The organism is Streptomyces sp. NPDC001194, from assembly GCF_042896985.1.
Lineage (GTDB): Bacteria > Actinomycetota > Actinomycetes > Streptomycetales > Streptomycetaceae > Streptomyces.
Genome location: NZ_JBIAXU010000014.1, coordinates 75,453 through 89,445 on the forward strand (window position 1 = coordinate 75,453; position 13,993 = coordinate 89,445).

General features: G+C 72.2%; 8 protein-coding genes. 1 reads left to right on the plus strand and 7 read right to left on the minus strand.

The window, feature by feature from the left end:
* Positions 1 to 129: 129 nt before the first annotated feature.
* Positions 130 to 1,176, minus strand: a complete 1,047-nt coding sequence (locus ACFY1T_RS25010) for a fatty acid desaturase family protein (protein ID WP_390790146.1) — start codon at positions 1,174 to 1,176, stop codon at positions 130 to 132.
* 96 nt (positions 1,177 to 1,272) lie between these two features.
* Entirely contained in the window at positions 1,273 to 2,847 is a 1,575-nt protein-coding gene (locus tag ACFY1T_RS25015) for an AMP-binding protein (RefSeq protein ID WP_390790147.1), read from the minus strand.
* Positions 2,848 to 2,962: 115 nt separating this feature from the next.
* Here ACFY1T_RS25015 and ACFY1T_RS25020 point away from each other — a divergent pair, with 115 nt between their 5' ends.
* Entirely contained in the window at positions 2,963 to 3,211 is a 249-nt protein-coding gene (locus ACFY1T_RS25020) for an acyl carrier protein (protein ID WP_030873505.1), read from the plus strand.
* Positions 3,212 to 3,297: 86 nt separating this feature from the next.
* Here the strand turns inward: ACFY1T_RS25020 and ACFY1T_RS25025 are convergent, their stop codons facing one another.
* From ACFY1T_RS25025 to ACFY1T_RS25045, 5 genes are all read right to left on the minus strand, one after another.
* Complete coding sequence (locus ACFY1T_RS25025) at positions 3,298 to 4,215, minus strand: ACP S-malonyltransferase (protein ID WP_390790148.1); 918 nt, start codon at positions 4,213 to 4,215, stop codon at positions 3,298 to 3,300.
* A gap of 89 nt (positions 4,216 to 4,304) precedes the next feature.
* Positions 4,305 to 5,564: a pyridoxal phosphate-dependent aminotransferase gene (locus ACFY1T_RS25030; RefSeq protein ID WP_390790149.1), complete on the minus strand. Its 1,260-nt coding sequence runs from the start codon at positions 5,562 to 5,564 to the stop codon at positions 4,305 to 4,307.
* A 48-nt stretch (positions 5,565 to 5,612) separates the two neighbouring features.
* Positions 5,613 to 6,959: a KamA family radical SAM protein gene (locus ACFY1T_RS25035; protein ID WP_390790150.1), complete on the minus strand. Its 1,347-nt coding sequence runs from the start codon at positions 6,957 to 6,959 to the stop codon at positions 5,613 to 5,615.
* 36 nt (positions 6,960 to 6,995) lie between these two features.
* Positions 6,996 to 7,904, minus strand: coding sequence for a proline iminopeptidase-family hydrolase (locus ACFY1T_RS25040; RefSeq protein WP_390790151.1), 909 nt, complete (start codon positions 7,902 to 7,904; stop codon positions 6,996 to 6,998).
* Positions 7,901 to 13,993 (minus strand): type I polyketide synthase, encoded by a 6,093-nt coding sequence (locus ACFY1T_RS25045; protein ID WP_390790152.1) that lies wholly within the window; start codon positions 13,991 to 13,993, stop codon positions 7,901 to 7,903. The genes ACFY1T_RS25040 and ACFY1T_RS25045 overlap by 4 nt, the downstream gene beginning before the upstream one ends.

A 13,993-nucleotide genomic window follows, 5' to 3' on the forward strand; every position in this document is an offset into this window, starting at 1 on the left:
GTTGCGGGGGGGGCGGCGGGCGCCGCCCCCCCCGGGGGGGGGGCCCCCGGCCCCCCCCCCCCGCCCCCCCCCCCCCCCGGGGCGGGGGGGGGGGGCCCGCGGCGGGGGGCCCGGGGCCTTCCGCAGCGGTCAGAACTCCAGGCGCAGGGGCTCGCCGACGCTGCGCAGGTGCCGCAGCGCCTCGCGGTGGGAGGCCAGCAGTCCGGTCTGGTAGTACGGGACGCCGATCTCCTCGCAGAACGCCTGCGTGATGATCTGTGCCTTCTTGAGCGCCGCGTTCGGCATGCTCGGGAAGAGGTGGTGCTCGATCTGGTAGTTGAGGCCGCCCATGAAGACGTCCACGAAGGGGCCGCCCTTCACATTGCGCGAGGTGAGGACCTGGCGGCGCAGGAAGTCGAGCTCCTGGCCCTCGGTGATCATCGGCATGCCCTTGTGGTTGGGGGCGAAGCACGAGCCGAGGTAGAGGCCGAACAGCCCCTGGTGGACGGCGATGAACGCCAGCGCCTTCAGCGGGGACAGCACCACGAACAGGGCGCCGAAATAGGCGACGAAGTGCGTGACGAGCAGGGTGCCTTCCAGAGCCGGCCGCTTCATGGAAGGGCTGCGCAGGGCGCGGAAGCTGGAGAAGCTGAGGTTGAGCCCCTCGAGCGTCAGCAACGGGAAGAACAGGTGTGCCTGGTGGCGTCCGATGAACCGCGGAAGCCCCTTGGCGGCCCGCGCCTGGCGCTTGGACCAGACGAGGATGTCGGGCGAGACGTCGGGGTCCTTCTCCTCGTGGTTGGGATTGGCGTGGTGGCGGGTGTGCTTGTTCATCCACCAGCCGTAGCTCATGCCCAGCAGGAGGTTGGCAGTGATGAGCCCGCCCGTCTCACTCGCACGGTTGCGCGAGAAGACCTGCCGGTGCGCCAGGTCGTGGGTGGCCAGGGCTATCTGGCCGAAGACGAAGGCCATGGCCACCGCGAGGAGCATCTGGAACCACGTGTCGCCCAGCGCAAAGAACGCCGTGCAGCCCGCCACCAGCGAGAGGCCGACGAGGCCGAACCTCACGGTGTAGTACAGCGGTCGTCGGTCGAGCAGGCCGGCCTGGGCTATCCGCCGCGACAGCTGCGAAAAGTCGCTGCCGCGCGGCGAGCTCGTGGGGGCTACGCTCGGCGCGAGTAGGGATTCTTTTGCCATGCCGCCCAGTATTGCGAGCGCGCCCGGTGCCCGTAATGCGGCTAGCCCCCTATTGGAGGGTGGAGTAACCCCACCGTTCCGGGCCCGATTAGGGGGTCACCCCTGACCGGAAGAGGCAGCGGCCACCGGAGGTTTGGCGGCGTCCTCGGCCAGCTGCTTGCGGTCGACCTTGCGGTTGGAATTCAACGGGAACGCCTCGAGGTGGCGGTACTCGCGGGGCAGCATCCCCTTGGGCAGGATCTCCCTGAGCCGGTGTGCCAGCCGGGCAGGGGCGGTGCGCACGCCGGTGTAGAAGACGACGAGTTCGGTGCCGTTGTCCCCCTGCCTCGTGACGGTGACGGCGCCGTCGACGCCTTCGCACCCGCGCAGCGCGTGCTCGATCTCGGGCAGTTCGACGCGCCAGCCCTGGACCTGCACCTGGGAGTCCAGCCGGCCGAGGTAGATCAGTTCGCCGTTGCCGATCCTGCGGACCCGGTCGCCGGTGCGGTACCAGGTGCGGGCGTCGCGCTCCAGGAACCGGCCCTCGTCGTCCGCCGGGTCGAGGTAGCCGGAGGTCATCTGCGGGCCGGTGATGCACAGCTCGCCCTCGTGGTCGGCCGGCTCGTCCCGCTCGTCGAGCAGCAGGTGGTCGTGCCCCTCGTGCACCGCGCCGATGGGGACCAGTCCGTTGACGCAGGCCTGCGGGGAGTCCTGCGGCGACCAGCGGTGGCCGGTCACGGTGACGGTGAGTTCCGTGGGCCCGTAGATGTTCTCCAGCGTGGAGCGGTCGGCGGCCTCCTGCCATGCGGTGGCGTCGTCCGCGCGCAGGGCCTCGCCCGCGAAGAAGCTCCAGCGCAGGGAGGGCATGGCACCGGGCCGCAGGCCGCCCATGCGGCGTACGAAGGAGATCGCGCTCGGCGTGGAGAACCACACGGTCATCCGCCGGTCGGCGAAGAAGGCGGGCATGTCCCGGTAGGCGGCCGGCGGGATGGCGTGCGCGCTCGCGCCGGCGCCCCAGGCGCAGAACAGGTCGAACATCGCGCAGTCGAAGTTGAGGTCGAAGCTCTGCGAGAAGACGTCGTCGGGCCGGAAGTCGTAGCGGCCGTCGAGGACCTGGAAGTAGTGGTGGAAGCTGCCGTGCGTGATCGGCACGCCCTTGGGGCGTCCCGTCGAGCCGGAGGTGAACAGGATGAGCGCCTCGTCCTGCTCCTTGACCCGGAGGGGCTCGTGCAGGGCCCGGCCGGGGTCGAGGGCGAGGGTGCGCAGGGTGTCCGAGCCCCCATCGGCGACGCCGGGCGCCAGCACGGACAGCCGCGACCCCTGCGGCGCGGCGCTTTCCAGGGCGGCCAGTCCGCGCCGGTCGGCGATGACCGAGCGGACGCCGGACGCCTCGAGCATGTACCGGGTACGGGCGGCGGGGAACTCCGCGTGGAGCGGGACGACGGTGGCGCCGGTGTACAGGCCCGCGAGGAGCCCCACGTAGGACTCGATCCCCTTGTCGGCGAGCACGCCGACGGCCTTCGGCGGTTCGGCGTCGGAGGCGAGCAGCGCGCCGGCCCACAGCAGCGCGCGCTCGTGCAGCTCTTCGTAGCTCACCTCCTCGGCGCCGACCCGGATCGCGGTGCCCCGCGGGGAGAGGGCCAGTCCCCGCAGGAAGCGCGCGTACAGCGCCGGCTCGGTCACCTGGTTCATTCTTCCTCCGGAAAAGCAGGGGTGGTTAAGGGTTGTGCGGGGCATTCACGTCGTCTTCGATCGAAATCGGCGGACGCGCCGACTGGCATTCGAGTGTCGAGAAACGGGAGTCATCATGTGGGACAAGAATTTCGAGGAAACACTGCGGCAGCATCTGCCCTTCCTGGAGCCCGGTGACGTGCTCACCGCCGACTCCAGCCTGCGCGACCTCGGTCTCGACTCGGTCGGGATGGTCGACCTGCTGTCGTCCCTCGAGAGCGGCTACGCCGTGCGCTTCACGGACGACATGCTCGACATGGAGACCTTCACCTCTCCCGGCGTCCTGTGGTCGGCGCTGACCTCGCTGACCGCCTCGGCCGCCTGAGGTCCCGCACCCGGCTTCCGCCCCCCTCGCCCGCCCCGGCCGCACCGTTCACGGTGCGGCCGGGGCGGACCTTTTCGGCCTGCGGGTCAGGCCGCGGCCGAGGTGGGGGCGGAGCCGACGCGGCGCGGGCGCATGGCGCGCCGCGGGTCGATCGCGTTGACCTCGAAGGTGCGCCGGGTCAGGGCGACCCTGCTGAACAGGGCGTCCTGCCCCGCCACGTACAGCTTTCCGACGCCGAGGCCGGACAGCGAGGCGACCACGTCCGGCCAGCGCACCGGTTCGACGATCCCGTCGACCAGGGTGGCGCGGACGCCTTCGGCGGTGGTCCGCACGCTGCCGTCCTGGTCGGCGACGACCGGGACGATGGGGTCGGTGAACGTCAGGTCCGGGAAGATCTCCCGCTCGGCACGCTCGCGCAGCGGGCCGAAGGCCCTCGAGTGCATCGGGGGCTCCGCCGTGTAGAGCGGCAGGGCGCCCGCGGTCCGCAGCCGCTGCTGGAACCAGTCGAGGTGCTCCCGGTGCAGGTTGACCATGGCGAAGTCGGCATCGACATGGCAGGACATGTCATGCCAGCCACCGCGGTCGTCGAGCTCCGCGAGGATCTCGGCGAGCCGGTCCTCGGGGAGCCGGGCGAACGACTGCGTGATCACCGCATGCTGTTCGCCGGAGAAGTACTCCTGCTCCAGGCGGGACATGCGGGCGGTCAGGGTGACGGCGTCGGCCAGCGACAGCGCTCCGGAGTACACCGCGGCGGCCTTCCCGCCGAAGCTCGCTCCGGCGACGTAGTCGGCGCGCATGCCGAGCTCCTCCTCGGCCCACTGGGCGAGGGCGACGCAGTTCACGAGGAACGCCACCTGGGCGTACTCGGAATAGTCGCCCTCGGCCTGGCGGTAGCGGTCGAAGAGGCGGTAGCCGAGGGTGTCGTCCACGACCTCCGTCAGTCGCCTGACGGCCGGGTGGACGAGCATGAACTTCGCGATGTCCTGGAATTTGGCCGGCCCCATTCCGGGGAATACGGCAGCTACTCCCGTGCGCGGTTCCGTTTCCACGTGCGGTGGTTCCCCTTCTCGAAGGAAGCCCTTGATCGGCGTGTTCACGCGATCAGCAGCTTCGCGAAACTTTCCTCGATGGCCTCGAGCAGCCGGCGCACGTGCGGAAGCGCGAGCGGGTCGGGGCTTCGCAGTGCCTCCCACTGCTCCTGTGCGGTGTCGCCGTAGAGCATGCTCGTGGCCAGCCGCACCCGCAGCGCGTGCGGGTCGTCGCCCAGGTGGTGGCCGGCCAGCACGGCGATGCCGCGCTTCTCCAGCAGGTGGTGCTGGAGCGAGGCGCTGTCGGTGACGCCGATCGCCGCCAGTTCCTCCCGTACGGGCTCGAAGTCCGGATACAGGTAGAAGCCGGCCTGCGGCGGACGGCAGTCGGCCCCGGCGTCGACCAGGATGCGGTGGACGGCGCGCGCGAGGGTCCCGTGCAGCCGGGCGGAGGCCCGCAGGTGGGCCGTGAGCTCCGCCGGCTCCTCGAAGGCGTACTGGGCGACCTGCTGCATGGGGCCCGCCAGCGTGGACCACACCTCGCTGGCGTAGGAGGCGACCTCGTCGCGGATGGCGGCGCCCCGGGGCCCCTCGGGGAAGCGGGCGACGCCGATGCGCCAGCCGCCGAGGGCGAGGTTCTTGCTGAGGCCGGTCAGGACCACGGTCCGCTCCGGCACGATGGTCGCCGGGCTCAGCACGGGCTGGTCGGGGTCGTGCATGACGTCGCGGTAGATCTCGTCGGAGATGACGAGGAGGTCCTCCTCCTCGGCGATGGCGCAGATCTCACGGACCGTCTGGGCCGGGGCCAGGGTCCCGGTCGGGTTGTCCGGCAGGGTCAGGATGATCACCCCGGGACGGTGGCCCGCGGCCCGCGCGGTGCGCAGGGTCTCCCGCAGCGCGGCGGGCTCGGGCACGCCGCCGCAGTCCTTCGGGATCTCCACGGCGAAGACTTCCTTGCCGGCCAGCCGCGCCTGGGGGGCGTACGTGTTCCAGGCCGGGCGGGGGATGACCAGGTCGCCGGGGACGGCCGCCTGCAGCGCCATCAGCAGGGGCTTGCTGCCGGGGGCGACGACGATCTGGTCGGCCGCCGTCGGCAGGCCGCGGCGGGTGAAGTAGCCGGCCGCGGCCGACCGGACGCCGGGGTCGCCGGCGACGGGACCGTAGCCGTTGCGGTGGGCCCCGGCCGTGAGCTGGTCCACCAGGGGCGGGAAGACGGGCAGGCGCGACTCGCCGAACCCGAGGTGGACGATGGACTCTCCGGCTGCCCGGCGCTGCGCCACCATGTGGTCGAGCGCCAGGTTGGGCGAGATTCCCCGACCGGCCATGGACGGCTCCTTTCTGCGGTTCTGGGTTGATCGTGGATGCCGCGCCGGTCAGGCGGCGGCGGATACGACGCGCAGAGGCGTGCCGTTCATGGCGGCCGCGATGTCGGCGGGGACCGTCGAGACCAGCTCGAGGTCGCCGGCCCAGGCCGCGGTCTCCGAGAAGTGCGCCCGGAAGGGGCGGCCGACCAGCTCGGGGTTGCGCGCCTGGAGCAGCCGCAACTGGAAGAACTTGCCCTGCGGGGTCTCCTCGATGCCGTCGACCGCGACCTTGCCGGGCGTGGCCGACATGACCGGGCCGCGCACGGTGCGGGCCAGACCGGGCAGTTGCCGGTAGGCGGTCTGGAAAATGTCGACGGCCTTGGCGAGCGGGACCTGGAAGTAGTCGTGCGGGCCGGTGTCGCGCTCCACGAACATGTAGTAGGGGACGGCGCCGGCCGCGAGCTCCGCGCGCCACATCTCGTCCCACACGGCGGCGTCGTCGTTGACCTTCGCGATCAGCGGGGCCTGGCAGTAGACGACCGCGCCCGTGCTGCGGATGCGGGCGAGGGCGGTGCGGGCGATGTCGGTGGCCAGCTCGCGCGGGTGGCTGAAGTGGCCCATCACGGCGAGGGTCTTGCCGGAGGCCACGACCTTCTCGAACAGGCGCAGGACCTCGTCGGCGTCCTGGTCGGTGACGAAGCGCTGCGGCCAGTAGGCGACCGACTTGGTGCCGATGCGGATGGTGCGCAGCGAATCGATGGCGAGCAGCGGCTCGATGTGGCTGCGCAGGCGCTCGGTGGTCATGATCATCGGGTCGCCGCCGGTGATCAGCACGTCGGTGACCTCCGGGTGGAGGCCGAGGTAGGTGATGAGCTGCTCCGGTCCGGGCGCGGAGAAGCGCAGGTCGGCGTCGCCGACGAACTGGGCCCAGCGGAAGCAGTAGGTGCAGTACGCGTGGCAGGTCTGGCCCTGCCCGGGGAAGTAGAGCACGGTCGAGCGGTACTTGTGCTGGAGGCCCGGGATCTTGACCCCGTCCAGCATGGGGACGTTGTGCTCCATCTGCCCGGAGGGGTGCGGGTTCAGGCGGGAGCGGATGTCCTTGATCTGCTCGCGCAGCTCCAGCTTGTCGGCGGGGTCGCGGGAGAGGACGTCGAGACGCTTCTCGTCCTCGGAGGAGAGCATGCCGGACTGCGGGAAGACCAGCTGGAACATGGGGTCGTCGGGTATGCGGTCCCAGTCGATGAGCTCGGACAGTACGTACTCGTTCACGCGGAACGGCAGTACCTGCGAGACCAGCCGGACCGTTTCGCGGATGTCCGCGGGGAGGCCGTACCGCTCGGCGATCTCGTCGAGCTGACGGGGACCGTGGGCGCGGTAGCGCGCTCCTTCGATGAAGCTGGGGGTCAGAAGGGACATTCCAAGCCTTCCTAAAGTGTGGGCGCGGGGCCGGGCTCAGCCGAGGCCCTGGAGGAACCGGTCCATGACCTCCGCGAAGCGCTCGGGCTCCTCGAGATGGGGCATGTGGCTCGACTCTTCGAAGATCTCCCAACGCACGTCCGGGATCAGCTCGGCGAAGGGCTGGACGGTCACTTCGGTGGCCTCGTCGTGGCGCCCGGAGATCAGCAGGGTCGGCACGGCCACGTCGGGGCAGGCATCGATGACGCCCCAGTCCTTGAGCGTGCCGATCACGTGGAACTCGCTCGGCCCGTTCATGACGGAGTACACCGTCGGGTCGTTGTTGAGTTCCATGATCGAGGCGAGGAAGTCGCGGGGCCACGGCCGCAGACGGCACACGTGCCGCTGGTAGAACGGCATGAGGGCGGCCTCGTACTCGGGGCTGCCGGTGGTGCCGGCGGCCTCGTGCGCGAGCAGGGTCTCGTTGACCCCGGGCGGCAGCTGGTCGCGCAGGACCTTCATCTCCTGGAGCCACAGCGGGTAGGAGGCCGGGGCGTTGGCGATGACCAGTGCCCGAAGCCCGGCAGGGCGCGTCGCCGCGTGCTGCGTGACGAGCAGGCCGCCCCAGGACTGGCCGAACAGGATGTAGTCGTCCCCGATGCCGAGCGAGCTCAGCAGCGATTCCAGCTGGTCCTGGAAGAGCTGGACCGTCCAGAAGTCCGCGCCCTTGTCGGGCAGGTGCGTGGAGCCGCCGTTGCCGAGCTGGTCGTAGTGGACCACCGGCCATCCCGCCTCGGCGAAGCGGGTCAGGTTCAGCAGGTAGTCGTGGGTGCTGCCGGGGCCGCCGTGGACGACGACGAGGGCGGGCTTGCCCGATGAGAGGTCGCCGGTGACCCGGTACCACGTCTTGTACGGGCCGAAGGGCACGGTGCCCTTGGCGCTGGGTGCCGGATGTGCGGAGGTCACTTCAACCACTCCTCGATGGCCTGTGCAGTGTCGCCCGCCTTCTCCTCCAGCATGCTGAAGTGATTGGCGTGGACGGACCGCAGTGTCTGCGTGCTGTCCCAGGGCTGGGCCCGGTACTCCGGCGCATCGGCATCGGCCCCGTCGGAGGCGCCAAACCATTCCAGACACTGGACGAAAAGCACCGGAGCCTTGATGGGGTCGGTCTTGACGTGCGGCATCAGCTCGCTGTACCTGCCCATCGTCGACAGCCGCGCGCTGTCGAAACCGCCGAAGGCGGACTCGACTTCGAGGGCACCGGTGACGAACATGTCGCCGAAACCGTCCTCGGAGCCGGCGGAGAACCGGTCGATGCGGTAGCTGTCGAGCAGGACCACGCCCGCGGGGACGATGCCGCGCTCCTGCTCCAGGTGGGCCGCCGCCGCGTGGGCGAGGACCCCGCCCGCGGAGTAGCCGACGACCACGAAGGGTTCGCCCTCGGCGGCGAGCAGCACGCTCTCCGCGATGGCCTCCACCGCCGCCCGGGGCGTGGTGGGCAGGCTCTCGCCCGGCAGGAACCCGCTGAGCGGTACGGCACTCACGTGGCGGACGTCCCGGAAGCAGGCGGCGAGGCGGGCCTGCTGGTAGGGGCCGCCCGTCACCATGGGGGTGCTGACGCAGATCAACCGGGTCCGGGCCGGCCCGTCGGCGAGTTTCACCGGGGCCGGGACGCGCTCCAGTTCGGCAACGGAGGCGAACCCGGGGCGGATGTTGGCGACGGCCGCGAGGAGGTCCATGGCCTTGGCGGCCTTGCCCGCTTCCGCGGCGCCGCGGAACAGCTCGCTGAGGGTGTCCGGTGCGGTGGCCTTCGCCTGCACGACGGCGGCCGGGTCGTCGCCCGGCTGCTCCCCGCCGGCGGCGAGCCGGGCGGCGAACTCGCCGTGGACGAATCCGGCGAGCCCCGAGGGGGTCTTGTTCTGGAAGACGGCCATCGCGGGCAGCTTCAGCCCGGTCAGCTGGTTGAGCCGGTTGCGCAGCTCCATGGAGGTCAGCGAGTCGAAGCCCGCTTCCAGGAAGTCGCGCTCGGGGTCGATCGCCTCGGCGCCGCCGTGGCCCAGGACGATCGCCGCGTTGACCCGCACGAGGTCCAGCAGGGCGGCCTCCTGCTCGGCCGCTCCGAGCCCGGCCAGCTGCTTGCGCAGCGATCCGGCCTCGGCGCCGCTGACCGCGGTGCGGCGGCGGACCGCCGGGGCCAGGCCGCGCAGCAGCGCCGGGACCTCGTCGGTACGGGCCCGCAGGGCGGCCGTGTCGATCTGGACGGGGGCGACGGCCGGGCGGCCCGAGTCGAGCGCGGCGTCGAACAGGGCGAGCCCGTCCGCCACGGAGAAGGCGCCCACGCCCTGCCTGCGGATGCGGGTCAGGTCGGCGTGGGTGAGCCACTGGCCCATGCCCGTGTCCGAGCTCCACAGGCCCCAGGCCATCGCCGTGGCGGCCAGGCCCTGGGCGGCGCGGTGCTCGGCGAGCGCGTCGAGGAACACGTTGGCGGCCGCGTACCCGGCCTGGCCCGCGGCCAGGACCATGCCGCCCGCGGAGGAGAACAGTACGAAGGCCGCGAGGTCCAGATCGCGCGTCAGCTCGTGCAGGTGCCAGGCGGCGTCGGCCTTGGGCGCCAGGCTCGCCTCGAGCTGCCGGGAGTCGAGGGCGGCGACCAGGCCGTTGTCGGCGACGCCCGCGGTGTGGACGACGGCGGTCAGCGGATGTTCCGGTGCGATGCCCGCGAGCAGTTCGGCCAGTGCGTCGCGGTCGGCGACGTCGCAGGCCGCGATCGTCACGCGGGCGCCCGCCGCCGTGAGTTCCGCGCTCAGCTCGGCGGCGCCGGGGGCGTTCTGGCCGCGGCGGCTGGTCAGCAGCAGGTTGCGCACTCCGCGAGTGGCGACGAGGTGGCGGGCCACCGCGGAGCCGAGGCCGCCGGTTCCGCCCGTGACGAGGACGGTGCCCTCGGGGTCGAGCGCGGGAAGCGGACGGTCGGCGGGTGCGGCGCCTGCGCGGACCAGCCGGGGTACGAGCACCTGCCCGGCCCGCAGGGCCAGTTCGGGCTCCCCGCGGGAGAGGGCGGCGGCCAGCACGGCGTCGGACTCCGGCCGGCCATCGGTGTCGGCGAGGACGAACCGGCCCGGGTTCTCCGCCTGCGCGGCCCGCAGCAGGCCCCAGACGGGCGCGTGGGCCAGGTCGACGGGCGTCCCGTCGCCGGTGGCGACCGCGCCGCGGGTGAGCACGGCGAGGGTGGAGTGCGCGAACCGTTCCTCGGCCAGCCACTGCCGGACCGCGTCGAGGACCCGGTGTGCGCCGGTACGGATGCCGGCCAGCACGTCGGGGCCGCCCCGACCGCAGTCGAGCACGACGACGTCGGGCACGGACGCCCCGTCGGAGAGCTCGTCGAAGGGTGTGAGCGGGGCCGGGTCCGCGGCGCCCACGGCGACCGGGCTCCAGTCGACCCGCAGCAGGGAGTCGGCGACGCCGCCCCCCTGTGCGGCGAGCTGGTCGGTGGCCACGGGCCGGGAGACGAGGCTGTCCACGGACCACACGGGCTGGCCGGTGCCGTCGGCGGCCTGGACGACGATGCTGTGCTCGCCCTCCTCACCGGAGGGGGCTATGCGCACGCGCAGTTCGGCCGCGCCGACGGCGTGCAGGCGCACGCCGCCCCACAGGAACGGCAGTACGGTGTCGTCGCCGCGGTCCTCGTCCCCGATGATCGCGACGTGCATGGCGGAGTCGAGCAGCGCGGGGTGGAGGCCGTAGCGGCCCGCGTCGGTGTGGGACGTAGTGGGCAGGGCCACCTCGGCGAACAGTTCGTCCCCGCGCCGCCAGGCGGCCTTGAGCCCCTGGAACACGGGGCCGTAGCCGTAACCGCCGGCGAGCAGCCGCTCGTACGCGCCGGAGACGTCCAGGGCGGTGGCGCCGGAGGGCGGCCACTGCCCGAGGTCGAAGGGCGCGGCTGCCGCTTCGTCGGGCCGGCTGCCGAGGGTCCCCTGGGCGTGCTGGGTCCACGGCCGGTCCTCGTCGTCCTCGGGACGCGAGTACACGCCGAGGGAGCGGCCCCCGAAGTCGTCGGGTGCGCCGACGACGATCTGGACCTGGACGGCTCCGCGCTCGGGCAGGATCAGCGGCGCGTGGATGGTGAGTTCGTCCACCTGGTCGCAGCCGACCTGGTCCCCCGCCGCCACGGCCAGCTCGATGAAGCCGGTGCCGGGGAAGAGGATGCTCTCGCCGACGACGTGGTCGGCGAGCCAGGGCAGGCTGGAGACGGAGAGCCGGCCGGTCAGGACGGCTCCGCCGTCGTCGGCGAGGAGGGCGGCGGCGCGCAGCAGCGGGTGCCCGGGGTCGGCCAGGCCGGCGCTGGTGACGTCCCCGGCCTCAGCGATGGCGTCGATCCAGTACCGCTCGTGCTGGAAGGCGTAGGTCGGCAGGTCGGTGCGCTGGGCGCCGGTGCCGGCGAAGTACGCGGACCAGTCGACGGCCGCTCCCGTGGTGTGGAGCCGGCCGAGGGCGGTCAGCACCGCCTCCGTCTCCGAACGGTTCTTGCGAACGGTCGGGATCAGGGCCGCGCCCTCGTCCTCGACGGAGTCCTGGGCCATGCCGGTCAGCACACCGTCGGGACCCAGCTCGACGAAGCGGGTGACGCCCTGGGCGGTGAGGGTGCGGATGCCGTCGGCGAAGCGCACGGCCTCGCGGACGTGGCGCACCCAGTACTCGGGCGTGCCCAACTCGTCGGCCAGGAGGCCGGTGACGTTGGAGACCACCGGGATGGCCGGGGCGTTGTAGGCCAGGCCCTCGGCGACCGCGCGGAACTCCTCGAGCATCGGCTCCATCAGAGCCGAGTGGAAGGCGTGCGAGACCGTCAGGCGCTTGGTCTTGCGGCCCAGCTGGCCGAGCCGGCCGGCCACGGCGAGGACGGCGTCCTCGACACCCGAGAGCACCAGCGAAACCGGCCCGTTGACCGCGGCGATGTCGACACCGTCGACCAGCAGCGGCAGCACCTCCTCCTCGGTGGCCTGGACGGCCACCATGGCGCCACCCTCGGGCAGCGCGTTCATCAGCCGCCCACGAGCAGCCACCAACTTGGCCGCATCGGCCAGCGACAGCACACCGGAAACGTGCGCGGCAGCCAGCTCACCGATGGAGTGACCCGCCAGGAAGTCCGGGCGCACACCCCAGGACTCGTAGAGGCGGTAGAGGGCCACCTCTACGGCGAACAGACCGGTCTGCGTGTACGCGGTCCGGTTCAGCAGACCCGCGTCCCCACCCCAGACCACATCCTTCAGCGGGATCTCCAGGTGCCCGTCCAGCTCCGCGGCCACCGCATCGAACGCGGACGCGAAAGCCGGGAAGGCCCCGTACAGCTCGCGGCCCATGCCCGGACGCTGCGCACCCTGACCCGTGAACAGGAAGGCGGTCTTGCCCCTGACCCGGCCCGCGCCGTGCACCACGCCCGCCGCGCTACGGCCCTCGGCCAGCGCCGACAGACCCGCGAGCAGCTCCTCGCGGTCCGCACCCACCACCACCGCACGGTGGTCGAACGCCACCCGCGAGGTGGCCGCCGAGAACGCCAGGTCCACGACGGAGAGTTCCGGCCGCTCCTGCGCGAACGACAGCAGCCGCCGCGCCTGCGCCGTCAGCGCCTCCGGACTCTTGCCCGACAGCACCACCGGCAGCGCCGCGAGCCGTACCGGCTCGACCGGCTCGACCGGCTCCGCCGTCTCCACGGGGGCCGGGGCCTCCTCGATGATCACGTGCGCGTTGGTGCCGCTGTAGCCGAAGGAGGAGACGCCCGCGCGGCGCGGGCTCCCGGTCTCCGGCCACGGGCGGGCCTCGGTCAGCAGCTCGACCTCGCCCGCCGTCCAGTCGACCTGCGGGGTCGGGGCATCCACGTGCAGGGTCTTCGGCAGCACGCCGTGCTGCATCGCCTCGACCATCTTGATGATGCCGCCCGCGCCGGCGGCCGCCTGCGTGTGGCCGATGTTGGACTTCAGCGAGCCCAGCCACAGCGGCCGGCCCTGCGGCCGGTCCTGGCCGTAGGTCTCCAGCAGCGCCTGGGCCTCGATCGGGTCACCGAGGGTGGTGCCCGTGCCGTGCGCCTCCACGACGTCGACATCGGCGGCCGTCAGGCCCGCGTTGTCGAGCGCCTGGCGGATCACGCGGCGCTGCGAAGGACCGTTCGGGGCGGTCAGGCCGTTGGAGGCGCCGTCCTGGTTGATCGCGCTGCCCCGTACGACGGCCAGTACGCGGTGGCCGTTGCGCTGGGCGTCCGAAAGCCGCTCCACGAGCAGCATGCCGACGCCCTCGGCCCAGCCGGTGCCGTCGGTGGCGGCTGCGAAGGACTTGCAGCGCCCGTCTGCGGACAGGCCGCGCTGCCTCGAGAACTCGATGAAGGTCTCCGGCGTGGCCATGACGGACACGCCGCCGGCGAGCGCGAGGGAGCACTCGCCCGAGCGCAGCGACTGCACGGCCAGGTGCAGGGCCACCAGGGACGAGGAGCAGGCCGTGTCGACGGTCACGCACGGGCCTTCGAAGCCGAAGACGTAGCTGACACGGCCGGAGGCCACCGATCCGGCAGCCCCGTTGTAGGGGTAGTCGTGGTACATCATCCCGGTGAAGACGCCCACCGAGCGGCCCTTGAGGGCGACGGCGTCGATGCCCGCCCGCTCGAAGGCCTCCCAGGAGGACTCCAGCAGCAGCCGCTGCTGGGGGTCCATGGTCAGCGCCTCGTTCGGGCTGATGCCGAAGAAGCCGGGATCGAACTCGCCCGCGTCGTGCAGGAAGCCGCCTTCCCTGGCGTACGTCTTGCCGTCTTGGCCGGGCTCCGGGTCGTAGATGCGCTCGACGTCCCAGCCGCGGTCCGAGGGGAACTCGGTGATCGCGTCGGTGCCCTCCGCGACCAGGGACCACAGCTGCTCCGGGGAGGACACGCCTCCGGGGTAGCGGCAGGCCATGCCCACGATCGCGATCGGCTCGGACATCGCCGACGTCAGCTTCCGGTTCTGCGACCGCAGCCGCTCGGCCTCCTTCAGGGAGGCCCTCAGCGCCTGGACCAGCTTCTCGTCCGGATTGGCCAT